This window comes from Pseudarthrobacter sp. NIBRBAC000502770 (genome assembly GCF_006517815.1).
Taxonomy (GTDB): domain Bacteria; phylum Actinomycetota; class Actinomycetes; order Actinomycetales; family Micrococcaceae; genus Arthrobacter; species Arthrobacter niigatensis.
The window spans coordinates 1,230,922-1,255,388 of record NZ_CP041198.1 but is presented as its reverse complement, the minus strand read 5'-3'; the positions used below and the strand labels follow the sequence as shown (position 1 = coordinate 1,255,388).

Below are 24,467 nucleotides of genomic sequence, written 5' to 3'. Positions count from 1 at the left end.
CCTTGGACATCCTCCGCCGGCGGGGTTGGGATCCAAGCAAACAGCAGGCAGGGGCACCCCGACTGTGACCATGTCTATCGCACGTCTGTCTGCCCGGTCGGGTCTGCGCTACCTGTTCAAGACAACGATGATGGATGACTTTTCCGGTTCTCCCCCGGACCCCACCACGTACTACATGAAGGCGGGCACACCCCAGGGGCGTTGGATTGGCGGCGGACTAAACGGCATCAGTAAGACGCTGGGTGACGCCGTCACGGAAATCGACGCAAGAGCGGTATTTGACATGGCGGTGCATCCGCTGACCGGCACTCCCCTGGGCAGGCCGCACGCCCAATCTGCCGCTGTCGAGAACAAGGCCGGCCAATCAGCTCAACGGCATGCGGTCATTGGCTTCGACCTGACGTTCAGCGTGCCAAAGTCGGTGTCCGTACTCTGGGCGCTGAGCCCACACAGCAAGCAGCAGCAGATCCTGCGAACCCACCACGAAGCGGTCGAGGCGACCCTTGCGTGGCTGGAAAAGAACGTCATCCACACAAGGGCCGGCCGTAACGGCGTCGCCCATATCGGCACCCAAGGAGCTGTTGCCGCCGCGTTCGACCATTGGGAGTCACGAACCGGGGATCCGCAGCTCCACACCCACCTTGTTATCGCCAACCGCACACAACGTGTCACCGACGGAGCCTGGGTCACCCTCGACTCCCGGGCTCTGTACAAAGCAGCGGTCGCGGCGAGCGAACACTACAACGGCCTGCTGTTCGACGCCCTCCAACGGGACCTTGGGTGCGACCCCGAGATCCGCGCTCCCCTCACCACAACGCACAACCCCAGCCAACAGCTCACCGGGATCGATGAAGAACTCATCCGCGAATTCTCCAATCGCTCCCGCCTCATCGACTTGGAAACTGATCGTCTTGTGGCAGCTTGGACCAAGGATCACGGCCAGACTCCCTCGGCTACGACCACCATCAAACTCCGCCAGCAGGCAACCCTGGCTACGCGCGCCCCGAAGCCCGAGAGTCCCACACCACTGCACCAGCTCTCTGAACAATGGCAGACTCGAGCAATTGCCAAAGGTTTCCAGCCATCTGACGTCCTCGCCCACACCATCAACCGCTCCCGCGTCGCCCCTCTTACCTTTCTGGACTTCACTCCCGACTGGACCTCCGCCGTCGCTACCGTGGTCAGGGAGCGGGTCGCTGGAAAGCGCTCAACTTGGAACCGCTGGAACCTGCTCGCCGAAGCGGAAAGAGTCTGCGCCCAAATCCGCTGCCGCACGCCCTCAGACCGGGCCGCCCTGATAGACGCAGTCGCCACCGCTGCCGAACAACAATCAGTGCCATTAAACGACTACCGCTATTCCCTTCCATCGAACGTTGGTCCGGACCTGCAGCTCAATCACCGGAGCGTTTTCGACTTCCATGGGTCACGCCTCTACACGGACGCTTCAACACTCGCTTCCGAGGACGTCATCATGACAGCAAGGAAGGACGATGGCGGCCCGGCTGTCCGCCCAGAAATTATCATGGAGTCCCTGGACAGTGGTCGCCCGCTGCAGGTCTCGAGGCTGCATTCCGATCAGCGCGCCGCCGTTGCCCACGTCATCCTCAGCGGAAACCGACTGGACGCCATCGTCGGCCCGGCGGGAACGGGAAAAACCACCACGTTGGGCGCGGTGAAGGCGGTTTGGGAGGCAGAGCATGGGGCAGGCAGTGTCATCGGGCTGGCGCCAGCTGCCGCGAGCGCGGAGGTGCTGGGCCAGGAACTTCGCGTGGTCACCGAGAACGTTACCAAGTGGCTGCACGAGTCAATGGGTCAGAGCGCAGCTACGAGGGGCGAGCGCTTCTTCCACATTCAGGAACTCCTGGGTTCGTCCAAGTACAGCGACCGCCGGAGCATTGCATTCGCCCAGGAAGCTGCCCGGCTAGCCGCAACCCAACAGCGCTGGTGCTTCCACCCAAATCAACTCGTCATCATTGACGAAGCGTCCATGGTGTCCACCTTTCAGCTAGCTGCCCTCGTGCAACAAGCAAGGGATGCCGATGCGAAAATCCTCCTCGTGGGAGACCCGGGCCAGTTGGACGCCATCGACGCTGGCGGCGTCCTCGGTTGGCTGGACCGCCAGGGACTAGCGACGCGGCTCAGGACTATCTGGAGGTTCCATGAGGAGTGGGAGCGCGCCTCGTCCCTTAAGCTGCGGGCAGGAGAATACTCGGCGATCGAGGACTATGAGCAGCATCGGCGGATCCGGCACGGCTCCTACCTAAGCATGCTGGACCAGGCGTATCTTGCGTGGCGGGCCGACATGCAGTCGGGTAAGTCGTCCATCCTGATCGCCGCAGACAACGAGACCGTGAACATGCTCAACGAGCGCGCCAGAGCAGACCTGGTGGCCCAGGGAGTTGTGGATGCAGAGCGTACAGCTCAACTCACCGACGGCTTGCAGGCCGGCTCCGGTGACACCGTCATCGCCCGAGCAAACAATCGCCGACTCATCGACAGCGAAGGCGAATTTGTCCGAAACGGCACGTTGTTCGATGTCAGGGCCGTCAACAAGCACGATGGCTCGGTTGCCGCAGTGCGGCGGGAGACTGGAGCAAGCGTCGTACTCCCCCGGACCTATCTTGAGACGTCCGTCGAGCTGGGCTATGCGACTACCGCCCACCGGTCCCAAGGCCTCACGGTCGATACCGGGCACACAGTGATCACACAAGGTCGGTTAACCCGCGAGCTACTCTACGTGAGCATGACCCGCGGCCGGTCCGGCAACTTCGCATACGTCAGCCAAGGCAACGACACTGACCACCAGGCCGTTGATCCTTCGCAGCAGCTGTCGTGGCGCAGCATCCTCGGCGAGGTGCTCGCCGCAGAGGGGGCGGAGCGGGCTGCACACGAGGTCCGCGAGGCAGAGAGGAGGAAGGCGGACAGCCTTGAACGGCTGTATGCCGAGTACGATTACCTCGCGCAGATTGCTGCCGGTGAGGACCTCAGACGCTGTCTGGGAACGCGTGCCCCGCTCGCAGTGCAGGAACTAAGCGCGTCACCGTCGTGGGGCGCCGCAGTTGCCGCCTGGCGAAAAGCTACAGCGGTCGGCCGTCACGGCGCAGAGCGCGTCATGGAGCGGACCGTGCAGGACAGCCATTCAGTGCACGACCCGATGGCCCTCCTTAGCGCGCGGCTTCGTCGCTGCACAAGAGGAACACCGACGACGGCGATAGACCCTTTGCGCGAATCGTTCCCTGTGCTTGGACCCGAGTTGGCAGACATGATCGTCCAGGTCCGCGAACGCATCCGGCAAAGGATGGAATCCGTCACTTGGGCCGCCCTGACGCAGGATGCTCCGTGGAAGGACGAGCTGGCTGCCGCCGTGGGTGCGACAGAATCCTTGGGCGGGCTGATTCGCGATGTTGCCCTGTTCAGGGATAGATGGGGAATCTACGATTCCCACCTGCCATTGGGAGCTCCCCCGGCGGACTACGAGTGGGAACAGTTGCAGCAGCGGGAAGAAATCCAGGAAGCAACTGAAAGCGCCCGAGGCTGTCAGACTGCCCCTCATCCAGAGATGAGTCCACCCGATATGCATCGATCCCAGCAAGTCGTCCTTACTAGTTCAGGCTGGCAGATCTAAGCTGATATAGAGGCAGAACATTGGTCGTGAACCCAGCGGTGAAACCGAGAGTTGCGACAGCCGGGTTGGTACTGGCCAGCGCGGTTGTTCTATCCGCGGCTGCCCTCTCTCTGGTTCTCCTTCTCTCCGCCGGCCTTCCCTTCTCCGCAAAGTTAGGAGGCTGCGCCACGCTGTTCGCTGCTGCACTACTTACTGGATGGCAATGGTGGCGACGGACTAGACAACGCCGGGCCTGGCAGGAACAGGCGACGGAACAGTGGAGATCGTTCAGCAATGCCAAAGCGCTTGGCGGCACAACAGCGGAGGTGACGCTCGTTAGCGTTAACGCAGTGCAGCCCACCGGCTCCTGGGTCACGATCAGATGGAATCGCTTCAACCACACTCAGCGGGCATGGCTGGAGTCGCTTCCGGAACCGATCTGGCCCGGATCTGTCCTGCTCATCTCCCCGGACCCAGCCCAGGTTATGCCTGGCGCGCCATGGCCGGACACGTACTTCATTCAGGCGGTCGATTGTTTGGCCTGGGCTCCTGCCGAAGGGCGCCCGGTGGGTGCTGTAAGGGCTACCGCACTGAATGCACCTAATACCTGAAGCTCCTCTCACTGACCGGTCCCCCGCAAACCGCATTCGAACATATGTTCTATAGTTGTTGCGTGATCAAGTCCGGCTCGCCAGAAGACCTCGAGCGCATGACGGCCCGGATGGACGCTGAGTCCAGCCGTCCGATCGATGATCCGGCGCCTATTCGGGACTTCCCCAAGTATGCCCGGCCGTTAGTGTATGTCGGCGGAATCTATGGCAAGGCCGTTGGCTGGACCCACAAGTACGGTCTTATCGAATGGCTGGATTCCTCCGGCAAGTACCACATGGGATGGGCCCACTCTTCGAGCATCAAGCGGGTGGAACCGGACGAATGGAAGGGCAGTTCGCGGCTATAGCAAGCATCGCGGTCCATCGGCGTGACAGCAAGACAATGGCCCGGTCCTCCGCGGAAGGACCAGGCCATTGCCATGTCTCACTAGCGGGCAAGCCCAGGAGACTCACCCAACGGCGCAGGGTCAGAGACTAACCTCATTCCGCGCCGGCTCGCCGAAAGGGGATACCGACACCGGCCCCTTGGTTGCGATGTTGTACGTCGGCTCCGGCGCCGCCTGCAGGCCTGCCTCGGTGGAAGCGCCAGGCCCAGCGGCACGCGCAGAACGTTGGTATGCAGCGGTACCAAAGCGAAGGTCCGGGCCAATGGTCTCGGCTACGATCCGACGAGCCTCACGCCGCTCCCCATCCTTTTCAAAGGAACGGAATTCCAGCTCACCCGAAACGGTGACGGGGTCGCCCTTCTTCAGCGAATTGGAGGCATTCTCGGCGAGCGCCCGGAACGCGGAGACGTTGTGAAAAACAGGTTCCCCGTCATGCCAGGATCCGTCTGGCCCCTGGACACGCTGGTTCACCGCAACGCGGAGCTTGGTGTGGGCCACCCCCGACTCACCGTAGGTCAGATCCGGATCTGCTACGAGGTTGCCGGCGATGTTGATCGGTATTTTGGTGCTCATATCGTGCGTCCTTCCTTCGCGGACGGGACTTTCCCATCCCACGCTTCAATGGCCGGCCTTAAGGGCCAGAAATCTCCAGACCACGCGATGGTTCCTCTGCCGGTTTCACGCCCGCATATGTTTCCTGGCCTTCAACGTGCAGGGAGGCTTCCGCAGCCGGAACCTTCCCGCCCTGTCCTGGCGGATCGGTCATTTCAAGAACTTCCTTGCTTGCGGCCGTCACCCGGCCGAGCACTGATTTGGCAATATCCACGCGTGAGGCCGGCGACTTTCCAGAAGTAGCCTCGGCTGCTGACTGCTCCGCTTCGATAACTGCATCAGCCCAGCCCGACAGATAGCTTGCTGATTGAGGCCCTCTATCAATTCCGTGCGCCTTAAGCACCGTGTAGGCCACTGACTCCGCCTCGACTTCGGCCAGCCCGCGGTGGTCCACGCTGCTTCCATACAACTTGCCCACATTGTCGTTCGGGCCGTGGAGCAAAACGTGCCCGAGCTCATGCGCGAGCACCGCTGCGCGTTCCTCTGAGTTCAGCCAGCCACCCACCTGAACGCGATGCTGGGCAAAGTCCGTGAAGCCGCTTGTGAGCCCGAACTGCGAGTCCGTGACTTGCACTGAGAAGCCGTGAGCGCGGGCAACTCCAGCCAGCGACTCCCACAGCCGCGGCACCTCGACTGACGTGAGCCCAGCTGATCGAGGAACCAGCAGCGGGGTACCCTCGGTCTGGGAGACGTCGAAGACAGCCTGGCCCCGCCAGCCAGTGATGAGCGTCTTCTTCCCCTCGTCAACGGCGCCGTTGGGAGCCTTGTCGCCAACAGGGATGCGGTGACGCGTGCCGTCCGGCAAGAGCACCTGTTGAACGCGGGCCGTCCTTGGCGCAATCACCCACAAGGCATGCTCACCACGAAGAACATTCCGCCCGTGCCGCTCCCACTCCTTGAAGCCCGCCACGAGCGTGGGCTCGTCGGTACCGCGCTGTGCCATCTGCATCATCAGCAGGGCAACGTTCCCGCCGGAATAGCGCCACAGGCTGGCGGAAGCGTCAAGGAGAACCTGCCAATGTGATGGCGACTCGACAGCCTTTTCAAGAATCGAGTGCAGTCCGTCCATCAAGGCAGCAACACGTTCCTCGGGCGCCAGTCGCTGAGGCTCCAACGGGGAGTTCGGGCCAGCGGAGGGGCTTGACGGAACTTCGGGTGCAGCGGCCACGACAGCCACCCTTCTGTTTCTTGGACCGCAGCTCAGCTGCGCAGACACCAGTTCATGGCGACCAGGTCATTGGAGCGACATGACTCAGAATTCGGGAACCAATTGATGGGCCGCCTTGCACCAGTCGAGGAAGGCCGGATCGTCGTTCGCAAGCATGCGCGGTGCGGGATCCTTGTGTGCCTGCAGTCCTACGCATCCGGCCGCCCTGGTGTGCGTCCTAAGACGTTCGACGGCGTGTGGGAGCCTTTCATGGAAGGCGAGCGGCCCGAAGCCAGGATCGTCCGTTGTGTAGGAGGCCAACTCCGCGCGGTGAAGCGCGTACAACTCAGCCACGATCTCAGGGTGACGCCACCAGCAGTCCGGGACGACCGACGTCGTCAGTTGGTAGGTGGCCACGAGCCATCGCACCCACGCAAATAGCGATCGCCATGCCTCCTGTGATTGCTCGGTCGTCATCTCCCGCCAGCGGCGGGTCACGGACTTGGGCCCAGCCTGTCCGGCAAATGCCGACCTGAAAAGTTGTGCAGTAATCTCGTCGTCCCCAAAGGAACCCGAGGAGGGAACATCAAACTCGTCGACGTTGTCACGGCTATGCATCAGGAGCCCCTTCGGTCTTCTGTTGACGCTGCTTGTGACCGTCGGCCAACAGGCGCTCCATCTCAGCCTTCAGGCGGCGCAGTTCCCCGGCGTCCTTGCGCTTGTGCCATTCCAGGAGATCCAACAAAATAGGCCGCGTGCGCCGACCCAGCATGAGTGCGGTGCCAGCTGGGAGGCGTCGAATCTCGTCCAAGGCGATCACCGGACGGTCGCGAAGCTGTTCGCCGTCCTGCCGGCCCTGTGACGACCAGGAACGCGTGGTGAGCGTCAAGCTGCGCTCGCCGAGCAGACCGGCGAGCGATCGGAGGTCGTGTTCGTCAGATCCGCCTCCGAAAATCACCTTGATGATGGCGGAGTCCCATATTGTTGACGCTTCATCGATGGACCAGCCCGAACGGGCCTGAGAAAGGGATTGGAGGACGACGAGGGTGGAGATGCCGATGCCGCCGCCATCAGCCAGCGCCACGGGTAGGCCCGGCCAGGGAGCCAGGTTGGCGATCTCATCGAGTATGAGGGACAGCGGCGGCTCAAGCCTGCCGCCTGGCGAAACGAACGCCATTTCGCGTGCCGCGCTGTCAATGTCGTCGATCAGGGCGGACATGTATGGACCGGCAGCAGCCGCGCCTGCGCGCGTGCCGATCAAATAGAGCGTGCCCCGTTCCCGAATGAACGCCTTCGGATCAAACTCCTCGGACTCATCCTGCGGGTTCAGTGCAGCCAAAACCTTCGGTGAAGACAGCGGGGCAACCGCTGCCGAGACACCGATCCAGGAGTTCGAGGTATTCCGCGGGTCGTCTTCCAGGATTCCCATCAGGTCTGACTGCCAACCAAGCGCCGCGCCAGGCGTGCCCAGGACTTCCAGCGCTTCCCGGGCAAGCACAGGGCTGGAGGACCAGCGTCGGAATGCAGCCACTCCCTCGCCGGACAGGGCAGCAGCATGGAGCAGGCATTGGAGGACGATCAGCGAGCGCTTCTGCCACGCAGCGTTTTCGCCCTTCATCTCCGTGTCCGCGGTAATGACCAGCGCTCGCCGGGTGGCAACGTCCGGGTCCTCACATCCCCGCACCGGTGACCAGCGGAGGGACGACGGCAAGCCTGACATGCCTTGGGGATCGAACACCGTCACCGGGCGCCCGTCAGAAGCCCTTGCCTTCATGGTCACTACAAGGTTGTCAGCCCGCGTAGACGTCGTTACGACGGCACCGGGCGCGTCGAGGATCGCATTGATGACCACGTAGAGGCCCTTGCCGGACCGGGGAGCACCCTGGATCACCATCGATTCTTCAGTGGAAACGTGGACCGTGACGCCGCGGGATCGACCCAGGGTCCAGGACAGATCCTGCACCGAAGGCTTCACCAGTCCCGGGCGCGTGAACTTCCCCCGCTTCTGCACCGCCCTCGCCCCAAAGTCGTGGACGATTTCGGCGCGACGGGCAACGCCGTCCCGGTTCAGGATGTCCTGCCGGAGCCATGCCCCCGATTGCTTCCACCGCCTCCACGCAACCAGCGCAGCCACGGCGAGCGCTCCGACCAGCAGCAGGGCCGGAGCCAAGATCCACCAAACGCTGTCCGTGCCGACTGCGCAGTCCCCACTGCGGATGACTATCCAGTCCATCCTGTTGGCCAAAAGTCCGACGACGGCACCCGGTTTGAAGGGCGACGGCGGCAAGGCGCCGCAGTGCCAAGAGGTCGCGAGCTGCGCCGCGGCCTGCACCAACGCGCAGAGACATACGTAAGCCGCCGCTCCAACGAGAGCAGCGGTGACGAGCGGATTGTCGCTGGCAGCCCGGGAACTCACTGGCTGTCTCACAGCATCCTGCCGTCAGTCCCGAAAACGTCCAACTCGTCCGTTGTCACCCGGTTGGCAACGATGAAGGAGCGGTTGCCGACCTTCCAGAGACCGACGCCCTTCGGAAGATTCTCAACGTGCTCGCACTCGGCTTCGGTAAGGCCCAGCGCTTCCTTGGTAAGCCGCATTGCGTCGTGCTTCTGGCGGTAGATGATCCTGGTGTCCGCTTCGGTGAGGAGACCCAGGGCTTTCTGCCGATGTCCGCTGGTGCTGTCACCGATCTCGTTGAGGTCAGCGACTTTATGCATGATCAGCAGGTTGGCGATGCCGTAAGTTCTGGCCAAACGCCACTGTTCGCTCATCTTCGCCAGCATGTAAGGATCAGCGAGCATCCGCCAACCTTCGTCGTAGACGACAAGGCGCTTGCCGCCGTCGGGATTGGTGATCGCCGCCTCCAGCCAGGTAGCGCCGCAAGCGGCCGCTAATGACAGGGCTTGCTCCGAAGCCCCAATGAGCGCCGAAGTGTCCATCACCATCATTGGGGCGTCCGCGTCGAAGGCTACGGTGGACGGAGCATCAAACATGCCCTCGAGATCACCGGACACCGTGCGTCTAAGGGAATGGCTGACGGCGGTTCCGCCCTCGACCCCGACGAGAGCCACCATCTCCTTCGACGGTCGCAGCAAATGGTCAAGCACCATGGGCAGCGTGGGGTTGGAGTTTTCCGCCATTGTTTCCATGAGGGCGATATCCAAGGCCGTGTGCTCGACGGGTCGGAGCGGCATTCCTTGACGCATGAGGGAGACAAGTGCCACCAGGAGATACCGGCGCCGCTGGCGAACAACAGCCTGCCACTGTGCTTCAGTGAGGGCGCTTGACCGTGGCCCGGCGTCCAGTGGATTTACTCGTGCGGGGCGGCCTGGTCCGACGGAAATGACCTTTCCGCCTACAGCTTTGGCGACGGCAACCCACTCACCCTTGGGATCGGAGGCGACGGCGGCTTTCCTGCCCAATGTGATGGACCGCGCGACGAGCGACTTGCCGCACATCGACTTGCCTGTGCCGACGGTTCCGATAACGACGATGGATGGGCCGCTGATGATCCCTTTGTCGTAAAGGATCCAGGGATCGTAGGAGAAGGCTCCTGACCCGAAGACATCGGTTCCGATGTAGGTGCCTTCATGCCCCAGCCCGGACTCTGTGAGGAACGGGTAGGCGGCCGCGAATGTCATGGTCGAGGCGCGGTGCGGTGCCGGACGCAACCGGTGTGGGCCCCGGAGCGAGTTCGGCTCCTTGCTCCCCCAATCTCCCGTGAAGCGAAGCTTCTGAAGTCCCGGCTGTTCATCCTCCGACGGAGCACTCGCCCGCTTGGACGCCCAAGGTGCGGACCGCCGTCGTGCTTTCTGATCCCCCCGACTTACCCCCGACGGAAGGTACTCGAAGCTGCCATTCGTCTTGTTCATCGCAGTCCTCTTCCCAAGGGCAAGGCGCTCGCAACGAAAGCCGCCCATTGCTGTCCGTAGAGAAGCCGCAGCTCAACGAAAGCTCCCGCTGCCGCGGACTCAAGCTCCTGGCGGTGTCGTGCCAAGTCCTCCAGTGAGGTTGCTGTGACGGTCATATAAGAGGCCGGACGGACGTCACCGTGGCCGGCGACAATCTCTTCTTCCCTCTGTGTCACTTCTTCTTCCTCGGCCCTTTGCTCACGCGTGAGCGGCCTGTCGAAGCGGGCATTGATACGGCGACGGGTCTCGTGGGCTTCCTGGGCTGAACGGATGTCGCGCAGAGCTTCAGCGGTCGGTACCGCCCGAATAACCTCGGTGAAGGTGTGGCGGAATTCGCCCACATAGATCAGAGGGTGGAGGAAGCCCGGGAAGACTTTCTGCCGCGGCCATTCAGCAATCCAAAAGGTCTGGTGGAAGCCGGAATCTGTCCGCAGGTAGGTCCAGTGCTCCTCTACACCCATCGGGCCTTGCCTCATGAGCTCATCCGTAGACTCTGCTGCTGGTGCACTCGACGCCGAAGCTGTCGCGGCCATCGCTTTACCGGCGGGCAAAAGGGCAGGATCGAAAGCGCCGCGAATGATGGCAAGCAACCCCGCCTCGCCGAACCATTCCTCGACCTTGACGTTGTGAGTACCCAGCGACGTTCGTATCGCATCGACTTCGAGCCGTAGGACGTGTTCAAGGCCGGTGACGCCCCCGCCCGACTCCCTGATCCGCCGTCGCGCCTTACTCGTGTCCAGGACAACCGCGACGACCAGCTCATGGCTCATAGCCGAGCCGGCGGCCCCCAGTAAGTCCTCGTATGCACGATGGCCCCACCCAGCGGCTTCCTTGTTGTCTCGCGCCGGCAGGGCATTTTCCCTGTAAAACTCCCAGAGTGCCGATGACGGGTAGGGCACGGTGTAGTCCTGAATGGCGATGCGGGCAATGCTTTGCCGTTGGGCCATGCCGGCCTGAACCCGTGACCAGGCCTGGACTGCCCACGCTTTATCGTCAGCGTCCAGGAGAGCAAAGGACCGCGTACTGCACCGCAGCACTACGATTGCCTCCTTGCCGTGGCCATCGACCAGGAAGCATTCCCCACGGGCGGTAGTTCGAATCTCCAGATTGCCCAACCCACCGGGAAGGGCAAGCCGGCCGGCGATGCGTGGAGCTTCAGGCTTTGCGAGGAACCTCGTCTGGCCCACAGCTGCGCGGTAGAAGAACGTTGCGATCTGTTGTGCCCAGACTGGATATGGGACACGGGAGTACTGCAGTATTCCGAGCAGTATGAGCACGAGCCACATAGGCCCAGTGGTGAATAGTCCGATTGGACCATGGCTCGCTGATGCAACGATCGCGACGGTAACTCCCGCGGCAACAATGAGCAATTGATACCACTTGAGTCCGAGGAAGAAACCGCGGCGCTCGTACCTTGGGAATTTGACGGCTTCCAACGCGCGCCCGTCTTCAGACATGAGAGGTGCCTCCCTTCGGCGGATCAATTCTGGGTGGCTGGGGTTTCGGAGGTTGCGGGCTCGACGGCGCGGGGCTGTAAGCGGGAGGCCGCGCTCGCGGTCCCAGTTCAGTAGGCGTGCTCTGCCGGGCTGGCGCTGGAACCGCGCCGCCTTGGCTCGGCGGACCTACACGCACGAACCCTGTGGGTTCTGCGGGCTGCGGTGCTTCCGGTGATCCGGTTGAGGGTCCTGTTTTCAAGGCTCTCTGTCCTCCATCGGGGCCTGGTGAGGTCAATCCTGCGGGCACAGGAGGAGCTGACACCTGTGTCGGGAAGACGTTACGGCTCGAACTGATGGGCCGTGTCATGGCGGAACGACTCACCATGTTCGCGAGAGTCAGTCGGCCGCCTGCCTGCCGACTAATTTGCCGGGCCGCAACACTGTTGCTTCGCGAGAGCACGTGGCCACCGCCCGCCGTTTGCGCGGCTGCAGCGAGTTCCCCTCCAGCGAAGCTCACGAGGCGCAGGGCCATCATGGGTGCCCCACATGCGAGGGCCATGCCTACGGTTCCGGCTGCCAAGCCCGCGAAGGACTTGGAATCAGCAAAGAGCTTTACGGCGACGGCCAAGACTGTTGCAGCCAACGGCTTGGCCACAACCAACGCGATGACGACCTCACACCAGCGACGAGCCCATGATTTTGTCTTGTCCCAGGGCAGCAGCATGAGGGCCACGGGGGCGACGGCAGCGAGGACAACGAGGGCGAACGAGCGGAAGATCATCGAGCACATCAGAATGAAGGCGAGTATCCAGACGACCACGACTGCCATCATGGTCACCACGGCCGCGCCCGCCGGGCCGCCGGTGTTTCCGGGAGCCAGTGAAACCAGGTTCCATTCCCGGCCACTTCCCTGCGGCGCTCGTTCAAAGCCGAAGAGCCGCATGAAGACAAGATAGGGGTCGGAACCAATCGATTGGAGGAGGGCGGCAGACGCTAGATCTGTTGTCCTCGTCAACTGCCGGACGAGGTAGACGGCTGCGCCCACCAGTGGGATGGCGACGGCGCCGCCTATCATCGCCCTTCCAATGCGTCTGGGTTGCTGGCTAATTAGCCCCGAGAGCAGCTGCAAAATCATTGCGACGGCGAGCGGAGTCAGCATTACTACCACCCACCAGCTCGTGAGTCCCTGGATGGACAACCACTGGGAGCCGTCGACGTTCGACACAGTGAAGGCACCCGTGATGAAGGCCCACAGCCACGACGCCATGTTCTGCAGAATGTTTGCGAACAGTGACGTGACCGCGCCGAGGGCGTTGTCGTTTGCCTGTGACACCAAGCCGCATCCGGGCGGCCACCATCCATTGAGATCGCACTCAACCGGCATGACCTAGAACCCGAGAGGGAATGCGGTTTGCGACCAGAGGATGTAGCCGTTGATGCCGCCAAGGATGGCAGCCACGGGGCCTGTCCATAGGAGGATCACGCCTCCGCTGGAGGCCAGGCGCGATGATTGGCTCAGCTTGCCCGCTAGCAGTAGCGCTGCGCCGATGATCGCCACGATGGCGATGATGATGAAGGCGCCAACGAGGATGCCGCCGCCTATCTGTTTGAGCGATTCAAGGAAGGGGAAACTCGCGTTCGGCGTGATCCCCGGGTCCACCGCTGCAAAATACATGAGTGCTCCGTCCGTCGTATTCCATGGAGTGAGCAAATGAGCTCAAACGTTCATGGGAGGTGAAGCATGGAACGACATGACCTGAACATCGAACACGCCTATCGGACACGACCACGACCAGACTTGCATTGACCCCAGACAAAGTTCGCAAAAGGGGTGGGTTGATCGCGGGGCAGACCCGTCAGTGCAGCTTAGACGCAATTGCATTGTCTTCGAGCTACCGCATGTCGGAGTCGACCATGTGGAGATGACTCCGGCCTCGCCGGGGTCGACCCAGCGAGGCAGCGTCCGTGCCGGGGCGAGTCGATATGGAGTTGTCCAGGTGGGGGAAGCGCCTGGGTCAAGGACAGCAGCGGATGAGACGAGGCGGCGCAAGTGGCTTCACCGGCTCATAATCTTCCGTTCAACTGTGGGCGTGTTGAAGCTCTTCATCCCTGTTATTCCGCGAATTCAGCGCTTAAGAATTGAGCTTTTACAGTTGGGGGATCTACCCGGCTTATCGTCTCGAGGCGCAGTACGATGGCTTCCCACTCGGACAGGAGCACTGCGGGAAAGTTGACCATGCTCGACCGTCCATGGAGAACGTCCGAAGTTCGCCGGTAAACGTGGCGCGCGAGTCTTAGGAGACCGAGTAGTTCCGACGGGGCTGCGCGGGACTCATAGGCAATCAGTACAAACGCCAGTTGATTGCTGATTTTAGCCTCGTCCACCTTGAGTGAATGGCTCGGAAATGCGTCAACCAAAGCCCGAGTTGCAACTTTCTCTATCCGGAGGCGCAGATTCATGACTGCCAGGCGCGTTCTAGAACCACTCGTCAAGCCATCTCTGGTCATAACGCGGCAGCCAATATCTTGCAAGCATCGCGCGCCGCCCGGATCTCCTCTTTTGTAGCATCGGTTAGTTGAGAATTTCCATGGATGGATTGATTCCAAAACTTCAAAGGCGTCTGGCATTTCTGAACGGCGCGCAAGACGGGATTGACGGCAGGAGCCATCCCCTGCCAAAAGGTCGCGGCGACCGCGAGCCGATCCTTAGTCGTGTATTTCTTGTCGAGCATTCTAAGGTCGGTTTCCGTGTCCCGTCCGAAGAGGACTGCGTTCCGAAGGACGAAGGTCCTGAGCGCGTTGTCGACACTCATTCGGCACAACCCGCGAATTCCGTCCGTAACATCCCTTGTGGATCCGGTCTTTTCGAGAGAGAGATCAAGAACTGTTCGTGCATCGAGCAGCAATTGGTCCCAGAAATGACGGCTGTCATCGACTTCAACCGCCCCTGTGGCACCGGAGCGTTCCACTAACCGCGTGTCGCATGTGTGAGCTCTAGCCGCCAAATGCTCTTTGAGTCGATCGTCATGTGTCAGGACGATCACCCGGCGCGTTTCAGCCAGCAAGGCCAGCGAACCAGCGAGCCTATCGATCCTCAGCTCGTCAAATGCGTGCACCGGGTCATCGAGAACGAGGAACTCAAAAGGTCCGGCGTCCACGGACGCGAGCAGGGGGGCCAGGAGGACAGCGTTTCTCTGTCCTGCGCTCAGCATGCCGAGGTCGACTCGATTGCCGTTCTGGTCGACAAGTTCCATCGATGCTTTGGTCGCCAGAGCGTTGATTTTATTCAGCTTTAGCTCAGCATCGGACAGAAGTTCAGCCACGCGCGCGCCGGCTCTTCCTTCAAGCGCGTCGCTTCGCCTCTTGCGCAAATGATTTCGGAGGTCGTCAACCCGGCTTGAGGTAGCCGTCCACATGGCCGACTCTGCAGCAGAACTGCCATCCGTTTCCCATATTGCCGCGAATTTCTCGACTGCCCGCGCTCTAGCAATGCGCCATTGCTTGGTAGCATCGGTCCGTTTCACGGCCTCATTCACCAAGGCTTTTGCCTCATCGGAGCAAAGCCAAGCCGCAAGTTCTGTCGTTGCAGTCAGGACCGCGTGCTGAGCGGCAATTCGACTCTCGCGTGCCAAGTCGAATTTGGTCAACAGTTTCTGCCCGGTGGAGGTCAACTTTCTTATAGGATCAGCGTCGTCCGCCTGAGAACCGACTTTGAGGACTGCGGTAAGCAACTCATGGGCAACGTCCGCCAAAGCCTTGGTGTCCGCGGCGACCTTTGCCCTCAGGGATGCCAGGCTTTGATTCCTCTTGACGGTCTCACTCAGAGTTGTCAGCCACTCCGTGTTGGCTGTCGCACAAACAGGACAGGTGCCGTCTTCCAGATGACGGTTCTTGGCCTCTTCATGCAAGTGCTCCAAGGTTCCCGCGAGAACTTGCTCCACAGTACTGCCGGCTTTTTCAAAATCATGAATAGTGGCTTGTATAGTCTTGGCCACCCGCGAAAGTTGCTCCCAACTGTCAGTCGGCAGCGAGTCAGAGTCTAGGCCGGGCTCCAGCAATCCAGCGTTCTTCAGCCACTCATCCCTGGAATCGCTTATGGTTGGCTCAGGCACCGGGTCGAGGGGCGTTACGTTCCCTGAAGAACGTCGATCGCTGTCGATCTGGGTAAGAGCACGCATGGCCTCACCTTTTGCACTGCGCCACGTGCTTAGTGCTTTTGTGGACTGGTTCCCACGGAGAGTGATCGTTTCTTGGAGGGCACTGAAACTCCCGCCCAGTGCCAACAGGCCTTCGAAGTAGGTCGCAAGGTCTTTGCTCAACTGAACGCGCCGCTCAAGCGATGCATAAGCAAATACGGGTTGATGGCTGGCCAATGCTTGGTGCCAGTTCGAACCGAGATCGACCTGTTCCGAGCCGTCCGCGCTTTCGAGGTGAGCTACATGGGACTCGACTTCACCTTTTTCATCTAAGACTGCCGCAAGAAATAGTCGATCACTTTGCGAAGAGAGAGTCACCTCGACATGTGCCGACGATGCCCCTCTCGCGAGATGTACAGGATCCCAGAGGGCAGCGTTCCCAGCCGTTCCACCCGTACCAGCGGGCGTAGTCCCGCTGAGTGCCAGATCTAGCGCGTCGCTGATGCTGGACTTGCCGGCTCCGTTTAAGCCATGTAAAACAGTGATCCCCGGCGTGGGGTCAAAGACAAGCACGAGAGGTTCTTCGTTAGAGATCCCGCGATAGTTGGCTATGGAGATCCTCTCTAGTCGCCAGCTCCGCCCGGGATTCATCCAATTTGTGTCGCCGCCTGATGAGCCGGCAAGTTCCACGGCAACAGCATGAAGCCGGTCCCAGCTTTCGGTCCCTTGGCGGGCCGACGCTCGCTTAAGTTCGATCTCGTGCAGAAGCTCCTCATACGAAAACATCGTGAGAGCCTCGGTTTGTTCTATGTCTGCCAACTGCGTCACGCAGTTCCCCCAAATTTTAATCGCATGTACGAAATTTCAGATTTCTCACGGCATATATACCGACTTTGTCACTTGGCTGGCACCGCTGAGCTTATTCAGTGAATATTTCCAGATCATCTAGTACTTTCCACCCAGTTTACGGAATAGCTGCTCGATGGCTTCCTTGGACGCTGCCCCGGCCAACTTTTTCTCCAGGGTGTCGTCGGTTTGGCCGAATAGCTGGATGGCTGACAGCGTTCCCGCAGAGTCTTTGATGACGATCGCAGCTCGGCGGAAGTCCTCATCGTGCTCTCGGACGTACCGGGCAAGGGCAGCCCACTTTCATCAGCTTCGCTACAGAGGCTTCAGACGAGGTAGCTACAACCCCCATCATGGACCGAATCGTCGTGAAATGGTTCAAGAACCACTGCCAAGAGGTCGGCCCCCTGTGGCTTACCTGGCATAGCGCCAATAGCTACCGCCGGTACACAGAACGCATGGCGGAATGGGCAGTCGTACTCGGCAGCGAACCCGAGCAGGTCGAACAGCTCATCTTTAGGCGGGACTGAGCGCGGAGGGGACTTGCGCCCCCAGAGGAAAATCCTTCGTCGCGCCTCTAGCCGAACCCAGGGTGCGTTCGATACAGGACGGCTGTAAACGAACCGTCTTCCATCTCTTGCCAACTCTGGTACGCGTATCCCTTGGGTACCCAGAAAATCACGGAATTTAAGCCATTGCTGTGGAAGGTTCCTTCACCCTTCCAGGAGATGGGTCCCTTGTCCTCAGCGTTGCCCTGGTCATCCGTGAACCGCACCCACCAAGTACCGTCTGGTCTCGGGTAGACCGTCATGCTGATTGGTTCGACCGCGTTATTCATGGCTTCAACCTACCGCGGCCCGGGCTCATTTACCGCGAGGTACGAGGCATAGGTACGCACCGTTCAAGCAGTCTCTTCATCATCTCCGTGCCCTTGTCTTCAGCGGTCCTTCCTTTCGAGATGCGTCGGCTCGTGGCGGCCAGATGTCGCGGCGCTCTTCGCTATGGAACGGTGAGGCCAAGCGCTGATCACCTTCCTGTCCCCTCAACCCGATCCGAAGCCAGCTCGACACAAGCTCGCGGTGCACATTCACCGAACTGCCCCAGCCCTGCTCCGATCAGGTTGAGACCGCGCCGGCTCTTTGTTGACTCGGGGTCTTCGGCCGGTAGGAGCGAGGTCCGCCTGATTTTTTCGTACTCGATCGGCGTGAGTTTTCCCAGCCGTCGATCCCGTCGCCGGCGGTGTATGAGCTCCCCACCTTTTCGGACGAGGCTCACTCTGTCACCACTTAGGACCCGGTACTAGCATGGGCTCGAACAACCAGGAGGTAGTGATGGCGATAACAGCGACTGAAGCCCGCCGCGACCTTGCCCGCCTCACCGAGCGCGTCAACGTCGACCGTACGGAGGTTGTGATCCTGTCGAAGCGGGGATCCGCGGTTTTGTTGTCTAAGGATGCGTACGACGCCTTGGTGGAAACAAGCTACTTGCTCAGCTCACCCGCAAACGCACCACATTATGTCCGCTCTGGAATCGATCCGCCAGGTCGAAACCGACAAGCACAAGCCTTAGAACCTAATAGGACACTCCGCGGCTCGGGCTGACTGTGTGAAGACCGTGTGCACGGCCAAAGCCGGCTCTCTGTACGGGCGGCGCTTTCGCTCATGGTCGAGGCGTCAATCAAGACGGATTAGCCGCCGACTTGGCGCTGTTACGGGCGCTTCAGTCGTGCCGGTCCCTCAGCTGGGCACGAAGAAGCGGCCATACCGTGAGGCGGCCTTGTCTTGGGCTTGCCCGCGTGCGCCGAGGTGGAAGACTTACGAAGTGATCAATAGCGATGAGACCATTCCTGGGTCGGTGCAGGTGAAGCTGGATCGGGCCCGCGAACATGTTGGGCATTTAACCGAGGCGGTACGGAACTATGTTCGCGATGAGTTGAGTGTCCGTCGTCAGGTCGAAAGTGATGGCCGGGAGCACGTGTTCTTTTGGGAAACATACTCAGCGCCGCCTCCGCGGCTTGGTTTAGTTATTGGTGATGCAGTTCATAACCTTCGCTCCGCGCTTGACCATCTGGTCGTGAGCTTGGCAAAGGAGGGTGCGCAACGGAGTGGCACCATGCTTTCGGTTGAGGATGAGCACCGGCTGCAATATCCAATTTTCACAAGTGAAACGAAGTTCAATCAGAAGCGGGCTCGCTACCTGAAGTTTGTCCCCGAATCAATGGTGGAATACATTCGGGGGCGACAGCCCTTCACGATCGCTTCGGCTTCCCATGTTCATTTTTTGGCTCGGATACACGAGTTGGATAACACCGATAAGCATCGCCAGATTAACGTTCCTGTCATGCTGCGACGCGATCTTCTCACTGATTGGCCGCCGGAGATCGAATGCACAGTCGTTGACCGAAACACTACCCCCCAAGTTGGCGCCGAACTGACTCGCTTTGTTTTCCGAACCCCCCAGGAGGCGAGGAACGTGCCTATACAGCTGACCTTTTCCGTACAGCTGCCGGGCCCGGGTTCTGTACAGAGCGCCGACTACGTCCTTAGTTCCTACATAGACAACGTCGAGGCTTTGATAAGGGACATCGTGACCGGCGCGGTCGCGGTCGGGTCGTTAATTATGCCCAACGAGGACAGTTAGTCCCTGAATAGCCCGCCGAATCCTGTGCATAGCGGTCTATTTAGGACCTCTTTCGAAACAGGGGGACCGATTCCTTCGAGGCCCGCGGTGTATATGATCCGGTGGTGGATGTGATTAGTTGTGGGGACGCCCTGTGGGTCTCCTGCGGCACGTGGGTGGCCGTATGGAATGGTGCCGTGGGAGCTTTTGTTGCCTCCGTAATCGGCGGCCTTGTTGCGTTGATGGTGGTTCGCCTCACGAATAAGCACCAATCGAAGGTCGCAACACACGGCCGGGTTGTAGCCGCTTTCGCCGACTTTCACGCCGCCCTTTCTCAGATGCCCCGCAGGTACATGGAGGGGCGGGACGTGATACAACGGCTGGTAATCGAGGCCGACGCGGCAAGCAACCGAATCACGATGGATATTGAAGACTGGGCGCTTGCAGAGGAGCTAAGCCTTTGGGCCTCCGATCTCGGATTACTGTCCATACGCGCGGCTGAATTCCGTGAGGAGGGATACCTGGACAGGTCCGAGGAATGTTGGCTGATGCTTCGTCGCGGTCTTGGTTTTCTCGTTGGGACGACACAACGCTGGGGCAGGATCCCGGCTAAGGACCGGAAAAACTGGGCCCCGGCCTTGACATCCCTGCGAGAAAAACTGGCGGCAGACCGTGATTCGCTTGGCGGGTAATGTCCTTGCGCGGTTACCGCTTGGATACTTCCGCCAGGCGTACGACAAGGTCGCGGGCGCTCGGCGTGCAAGCGCCTGAAGATATGCTCCAGCCATGACTATCGATTTAAACGCGGCAGGCTTGCTTGCCCAAGTAATTCCGGCCCTGTTGGTGTTCCTCGCACTTGAGGACCGGCTTTCACCTGTTCACATTCCGCGCCCGAAGGTGCGCCAATGGCTCAGAAAATGGCGGGAAGCTGCGGTGGTCCTCAACCTGGTTTCCCTTTTCCTTTGCCTCGCTACTGTCGTCACTCGGACGGAGTTCGAGCTCTTTGGCATTTTCATTTCATTCAGCATGATTTTCCTCCTCGCTGTGCTGGTTCTCCTTTTTGCTGGGATGTTCGCCAGGGAAGATGAACCTGTCCCACAGTCGGCTGCGGCTGAGGAATAGCCCCTGCTCAAGCTGGATTGAGATCCCACATGAAGACGATCCAGGACCGCTTCTGAACAGGATCGAGCTTCTCGTGATCGACAAGCGGGACAGGGCTGTGCGCCGGGCCTGTCAGGAACCATTCCCAGCCGTCGGCCGGCCCGCAGCCGGGACAGGCTAGAGCCCCTTGCCACCCTTCCATTCCTCCGCCGGCACTCGCTTGATGCTGGTGACGCGTTGTGGTCACCGACCGTGCCGTTGTGCACTGTAGGCTCTGGTTGTTTGGGGCCGTCAAAGAGCGCTCCCGCCGGCCACAAGGAGCGCCCGCCCGTATGAGCTATGACCAGCAGTCTTCCCACCAGCAGCAGTGGCTTTCGGAGCCAGGACCCGAGGTGGAAATCCTCTCCCCGGCGGACGACGCGAAGTCGCAACGGTGGCGGCTGGTCCTGGGATGCAGTTCTGTGTTCCTGGGCCTCATGTCCGGCTTCTACGCCTATACGAACATCTCCGCGCTCGTTCGGGTGATGGATACCGTCGCGAGGTCCGGAGGCTACATCCCCGGCGACGCCATGAGCCGCGCTATCGCGATCATCGCGGTCTTCTGCGTGCTCGCCCTCGCCTACGTCGGAGTAGGGACCTGGAACATCATTGCCGGGCACTCCACGTCCAAGCCATCTTTGATCGCGGCCATCGGCCTGACGGTGGCGGCATCCGTCCTGATCGTCCTCTATATGACGACAAAGTCGCCCGGCGGAGTCGAATACAGCGCTCTCGGCCTGAACGCGCTCATCATCTCCCGATGCGCCATCGTGTTGCGGATGAAGAAGGTCCCTGCCTCACGCAGCCTCGCTTAGACTGCTCCTGTGCCAACAAGGCACGGCGCTCGTCGTCTGTACCCTTTCCCCGCTCTCCCAGAGCGGTAAGAAATTCCGGTCCATCCAGCCGTGCTAAGAAAAGCTCGGTGACTACCTTGTCCAAGTGCGAATCACGCATAGCGACATGGAACCCGGTCTTGCCAGGCGCGCCGACGCATATGTACGTGTTGTAAGACGGGTACGACAGCTCATCGCCATGCTCATTTAGAGGGCGTGACAATGGCTCGCCTGTGGTTTTGTCTTTTCGGCGCCCAGCGTTTTGCTTCTCGATTCGCATAGGAGCCCCACAGACACCGCACGTAGCAATACCGGTAAGCAGGTGTCGGGCCGGCCAGTCATTAGTTCGCTTACGTTCAGGAGGACTCATCACGTTTTGCAGTTTCTCCCACTGAGTCGGGTCAATGAGCGCTGGCCACATGGCCTCGCAGATGATCGCTCCGCGGTGCTGGCGTTTAGCAGCGTAGGCGGCCATTGTCAGCATCTGTTTGATGGCCGGAGGAGTCCAGCCAAGACCTTGACGATGAGTCTTGAAAGTGTTCCGACGAGGCGGAATGCCTCGTTCGTTGAAGTCTTTGGCGATGGCATAGAAGGTCTCGCCGGCCAGGATGCGCCGTGCCGCCTCCTGCACAATAGGAGCCTCTTCCTCATGGGGTTTGACTCGGATAAGGGCACCCGTCTCGGCGTCCTTCACACGGCGGTAACCGTAGATCTTCCTGCCGCGCGGCCGGCCTTTCTCAGCATTGGAGCGCAAGTCTCTTTTCAGGCGCTTGCTCGTCTTGGCGCTCTCGTATTCAGAATCGACAGCGTCTTCAAGCAGGGACCGGCGGTCACGGGCGTTCGCCGGATCATACAACCTGCCGTGTGTCGCCAACCAGATGCGGATGCCGCGTTCCTCACACAGTTCGATCAGGTCGAACAATTCCCCTGTCCGCCGTGATCCGCGGCTGGACTCCCACAAGCCCAAGGCCCCGGCGGCGAAGGTGAACTGGTCCCCGAAAGTTGGACTCTTAAATGGCTGACGTTCTACTTTAGCGGTCAGCGATCGGCTTGGCTTTTTGAAGAAGGCTCCGTCCCACCAAGGACGGGGCCTTCTTTGCGTGGAGATGGACCAACGGCCCCCATCGTCATCCGATGGAACGTCGTGGATCAGGTTTTTCAGTGGGACGTACGCCTGTCACTTGAGCGCAATCAGGGTTAGCCTGAGCCATGGCTGGCGGCTATCAACCTCGGAGCAAACCTAGGCTAGTGCTGTGGATCGCAAGCGGCATCCTTGTCGGCGTGGTAGCCGGGTTGACTATGGGCTGGCAACTTGCGCCCGCTTTTGTCCTCATCTATTTCGCTGTTGGCTGGGCTGCGAACCAAGGCCAGAAGCATAAGCGGGAGACAGACATCTACCGCGAGCAGTGGCTAAATAAGCGCAGGACCGGCAATGACGGATTGCAGTCGCCGCCTGAGTAACGGATGAGGGCCTAAGCCGCGAGGGCCGTCAAACGGTATTGAATCGGGCTCTGGCCGTTGAGCTTGGTTGAAATCCTCTTAGTGTTGTACCAGTAGATGTATTCGTGCAGTGCTGCCGTTAGGACTTCAATGTTGAGGAAGCGGACACGGTGGAAGAGTTCTTCCTTGAGGTGTCCGAAGAAGTTTTCCATCACGGCGTTGTCGTAGCAGTTGGCCTTGCGGGACATTGATTGAACCGCGCCGGCGTTCGCCAAAAGGGTGCGCCACGATACGTGCTGATACTGGAAACCCTGGTCCGAATGCACGAGTGGCTGCTGCCCAGGCTCCAAGCATTCCAAGGCTGCGCGCAGGGAGTTGTTAGTTAGATCCAAGTTCGGCGATGTGCTGATGCTGTGGGAAATAATCTGGCGGTCGAAGAGGTCCATGACAGGCGAGAGGTAGAGCTTGCGGTCTCCGACACTGAACTCTGTCACGTCAGTGACCCACTTCTGGTTGGGTGCAGTGGCATCGAATTTCCTGTTCAGGAGGTTCGGCGCGATCATGCCTTGCTCGCCTTGGTAGGAGCTGTAGCGCTTCCTGCGCCGGACCTTGCAGAGCAGACCGAGTGCCCGCATCACCTTCAGCACGGTCTTTTTTGCAACGGTCCAGCCAAGGTTGAGCAGTTCTCTGTGAACGCGCCGGTGCCCGTAGCGCCCATGGTTTTTCTTAAAGATCTCCGCGATGGAAGACTTGAGCTCCCCTTGGGGGTCAGGGGCTTGAAGGCGCGCTTGGTGATAGAAAAACGTGGATCGGGGAAGGCCCGAGACCTGAAGAAGAATCGGCAGCGGGAAGTCAGCCTTGAGGGCGATGAGGGCCTGGACCTTCACCTTTGTTTTGGAGCCCTCAAGGCTCGCAATTTTCCCAGATACGCGACTTGGGCCCGCAGGCGTTCGTTCTCCCGCCGCAATTTTTCCAACTCGGATACCTCAGCCGGCGGTGGGGAGTCGGGCTTCCGGGGCCTGCCCTTGGGCTTGGGGCGTAAGGCGTCCACGCCTTCACGACGGTAGGTACGCACCCACGACTTGAGAAGCACGGCCGAAGATAAGCCGGCCTCTTCCGCCAAGGCCGGTGCAGTCTCACCAGCAAGGAACCGTTGCACCAAAGCGAGCTTGAATTCGAACGTGTATGACTGAGCAGGCTTGGTCACCAGCGCACCTTGGCCATGAATCCTCCACCGCCGATACAGCCTCTTAATAGGCCCACTAGACTCACGAGACACACCCAGCATGGTGGCTGTCGCCGTATATGCAAGGCCTTTCTCAAACCACGCTACAGCCGTCGCGCGCTGATCGGCCGACAAAGAACTACTTGAACGCAAAACTGCTCCCCGGAAGTCGAAACTGAATTTTCAGTCCAACTTCCGGGGAGCAGTTCAAGGCGTCTTCCTCCAGGTCGCTCATCAGCTTGGCGAAAGCCCTCACGCGCCTGCTAGGAGTAACGGCTGGCGCTTCTGTCGTTGTCCCGGTATGGCCAGGGTGGATGTCCCATCCCCGGTACTCGATGGCTGCAGCATTCTCATCATGCTGCTGGTCAGGGCTCTTACCCCTTCCGGAACGGTCCTTAATACGCGAAGATGTTCACGAACGAGGAGATTCTTAGGGTCCATGAACCCACCCTGGTTTATATAGTTGTCCCCACTCACCGCGGTGAAGTGGGTCTCCCAACAGGACGTCGCTTATGCGCTGACG

General features: G+C 60.4%; 21 protein-coding genes. 9 read left to right on the top strand and 12 right to left on the bottom strand.

The window, feature by feature from the left end:
• Nucleotides 1-70 precede the first annotated feature (70 nt).
• Nucleotides 71-3,625, top strand: coding sequence for a MobF family relaxase (gene mobF, locus NIBR502770_RS06040; RefSeq protein ID WP_141181339.1), 3,555 nt, complete (start codon nucleotides 71-73; stop codon nucleotides 3,623-3,625).
• A 652-nt stretch (nucleotides 3,626-4,277) separates the two neighbouring features.
• Nucleotides 4,278-4,562 carry a hypothetical protein gene (locus tag NIBR502770_RS06035; RefSeq protein ID WP_141181338.1) on the top strand — a complete coding sequence of 95 codons (285 nt, stop codon included), beginning with the start codon at nucleotides 4,278-4,280 and terminating at the stop codon, nucleotides 4,560-4,562.
• Between the two features lie 120 nt (nucleotides 4,563-4,682).
• Here NIBR502770_RS06035 and NIBR502770_RS06030 read toward each other — a convergent pair whose 3' ends face one another.
• From NIBR502770_RS06030 to NIBR502770_RS05990, 9 genes are all read right to left on the bottom strand, one after another.
• Nucleotides 4,683-5,174 (bottom strand): single-stranded DNA-binding protein, encoded by a 492-nt coding sequence (locus NIBR502770_RS06030; protein ID WP_109864365.1) that lies wholly within the window; start codon nucleotides 5,172-5,174, stop codon nucleotides 4,683-4,685.
• 58 nt (nucleotides 5,175-5,232) lie between these two features.
• Entirely contained in the window at nucleotides 5,233-6,282 is a 1,050-nt protein-coding gene (locus NIBR502770_RS06025) for an ArdC-like ssDNA-binding domain-containing protein (RefSeq protein ID WP_210418918.1), read from the bottom strand.
• Nucleotides 6,283-6,465: 183 nt separating this feature from the next.
• Complete coding sequence (locus tag NIBR502770_RS06020) at nucleotides 6,466-6,978, bottom strand: hypothetical protein (protein ID WP_141160684.1); 513 nt, start codon at nucleotides 6,976-6,978, stop codon at nucleotides 6,466-6,468.
• Complete coding sequence (locus NIBR502770_RS06015) at nucleotides 6,971-8,530, bottom strand: type IV secretory system conjugative DNA transfer family protein (RefSeq protein WP_168223123.1); 1,560 nt, start codon at nucleotides 8,528-8,530, stop codon at nucleotides 6,971-6,973. Before NIBR502770_RS06015 ends, NIBR502770_RS06020 begins: the two co-directional genes overlap by 8 nt.
• A gap of 254 nt (nucleotides 8,531-8,784) precedes the next feature.
• Nucleotides 8,785-9,999: an ATP-binding protein gene (locus tag NIBR502770_RS06010; RefSeq protein WP_133247125.1), complete on the bottom strand. Its 1,215-nt coding sequence runs from the start codon at nucleotides 9,997-9,999 to the stop codon at nucleotides 8,785-8,787.
• Nucleotides 10,000-10,226: 227 nt separating this feature from the next.
• The gene (locus tag NIBR502770_RS06005; protein WP_109864360.1) at nucleotides 10,227-11,726 is read right to left on the bottom strand and encodes an SCO6880 family protein; all 1,500 of its coding nucleotides are present in this window, start codon (nucleotides 11,724-11,726) and stop codon (nucleotides 10,227-10,229) included.
• A complete protein-coding gene (locus tag NIBR502770_RS06000) occupies nucleotides 11,719-13,038 on the bottom strand; it encodes a type IV secretion system protein (protein WP_168223122.1) in 1,320 nt (439 codons plus the stop codon). Before NIBR502770_RS06000 ends, NIBR502770_RS06005 begins: the two co-directional genes overlap by 8 nt.
• 54 nt (nucleotides 13,039-13,092) lie before the next feature.
• Complete coding sequence (locus NIBR502770_RS05995) at nucleotides 13,093-13,380, bottom strand: hypothetical protein (protein ID WP_141181334.1); 288 nt, start codon at nucleotides 13,378-13,380, stop codon at nucleotides 13,093-13,095.
• An 829-nt stretch (nucleotides 13,381-14,209) separates the two neighbouring features.
• The gene (locus tag NIBR502770_RS05990) at nucleotides 14,210-16,669 is read right to left on the bottom strand and encodes an AAA family ATPase (protein WP_141181333.1); all 2,460 of its coding nucleotides are present in this window, start codon (nucleotides 16,667-16,669) and stop codon (nucleotides 14,210-14,212) included.
• Between the two features lie 323 nt (nucleotides 16,670-16,992).
• On the opposite strand from NIBR502770_RS05990, the gene NIBR502770_RS21795 reads away from it, so the two are divergent.
• From NIBR502770_RS21795 to NIBR502770_RS05960, 6 genes are all read left to right on the top strand, one after another.
• On the top strand, nucleotides 16,993-17,217 hold the full coding sequence (locus tag NIBR502770_RS21795) for a hypothetical protein (protein WP_371416514.1): 225 nt from the start codon (nucleotides 16,993-16,995) through the stop codon (nucleotides 17,215-17,217).
• Nucleotides 17,218-17,991: 774 nt separating this feature from the next.
• Nucleotides 17,992-18,288: a type II toxin-antitoxin system Phd/YefM family antitoxin gene (locus NIBR502770_RS05980; protein ID WP_371416495.1), complete on the top strand. Its 297-nt coding sequence runs from the start codon at nucleotides 17,992-17,994 to the stop codon at nucleotides 18,286-18,288.
• Nucleotides 18,289-18,508: 220 nt separating this feature from the next.
• Nucleotides 18,509-19,327, top strand: coding sequence for a hypothetical protein (locus NIBR502770_RS05975; RefSeq protein WP_141181331.1), 819 nt, complete (start codon nucleotides 18,509-18,511; stop codon nucleotides 19,325-19,327).
• Nucleotides 19,328-19,503: 176 nt separating this feature from the next.
• Nucleotides 19,504-19,998 carry a hypothetical protein gene (locus NIBR502770_RS05970; RefSeq protein WP_141181330.1) on the top strand — a complete coding sequence of 165 codons (495 nt, stop codon included), beginning with the start codon at nucleotides 19,504-19,506 and terminating at the stop codon, nucleotides 19,996-19,998.
• Between the two features lie 94 nt (nucleotides 19,999-20,092).
• Nucleotides 20,093-20,428, top strand: coding sequence for a hypothetical protein (locus NIBR502770_RS05965; RefSeq protein ID WP_141181329.1), 336 nt, complete (start codon nucleotides 20,093-20,095; stop codon nucleotides 20,426-20,428).
• Nucleotides 20,429-20,739: 311 nt separating this feature from the next.
• The gene (locus NIBR502770_RS05960) at nucleotides 20,740-21,261 is read left to right on the top strand and encodes a hypothetical protein (RefSeq protein WP_141181328.1); all 522 of its coding nucleotides are present in this window, start codon (nucleotides 20,740-20,742) and stop codon (nucleotides 21,259-21,261) included.
• Here NIBR502770_RS05960 and NIBR502770_RS05955 read toward each other — a convergent pair.
• Nucleotides 21,197-22,240, bottom strand: coding sequence for a recombinase family protein (locus NIBR502770_RS05955; RefSeq protein ID WP_168223121.1), 1,044 nt, complete (start codon nucleotides 22,238-22,240; stop codon nucleotides 21,197-21,199). The two genes, NIBR502770_RS05960 and NIBR502770_RS05955, sit on opposite strands and share 65 nt — an antisense overlap.
• Nucleotides 22,241-22,527: 287 nt before the next feature.
• Here NIBR502770_RS05955 and NIBR502770_RS05950 point away from each other — a divergent pair, with 287 nt between their 5' ends.
• Complete coding sequence (locus NIBR502770_RS05950) at nucleotides 22,528-22,740, top strand: hypothetical protein (RefSeq protein ID WP_141181037.1); 213 nt, start codon at nucleotides 22,528-22,530, stop codon at nucleotides 22,738-22,740.
• A gap of 11 nt (nucleotides 22,741-22,751) precedes the next feature.
• Here the strand turns inward: NIBR502770_RS05950 and NIBR502770_RS05945 are convergent, their stop codons facing one another.
• Together NIBR502770_RS05945 and NIBR502770_RS21790 are read right to left on the bottom strand one after the other, a co-directional pair.
• Nucleotides 22,752-23,606 carry an IS3 family transposase gene (locus NIBR502770_RS05945; RefSeq protein WP_371416457.1) on the bottom strand — a complete coding sequence of 285 codons (855 nt, stop codon included), beginning with the start codon at nucleotides 23,604-23,606 and terminating at the stop codon, nucleotides 22,752-22,754.
• Entirely contained in the window at nucleotides 23,603-24,007 is a 405-nt protein-coding gene (locus tag NIBR502770_RS21790) for a helix-turn-helix domain-containing protein (RefSeq protein WP_371416512.1), read from the bottom strand. Before NIBR502770_RS21790 ends, NIBR502770_RS05945 begins: the two co-directional genes overlap by 4 nt.
• Nucleotides 24,008-24,467: the final 460 nt, after the last annotated feature.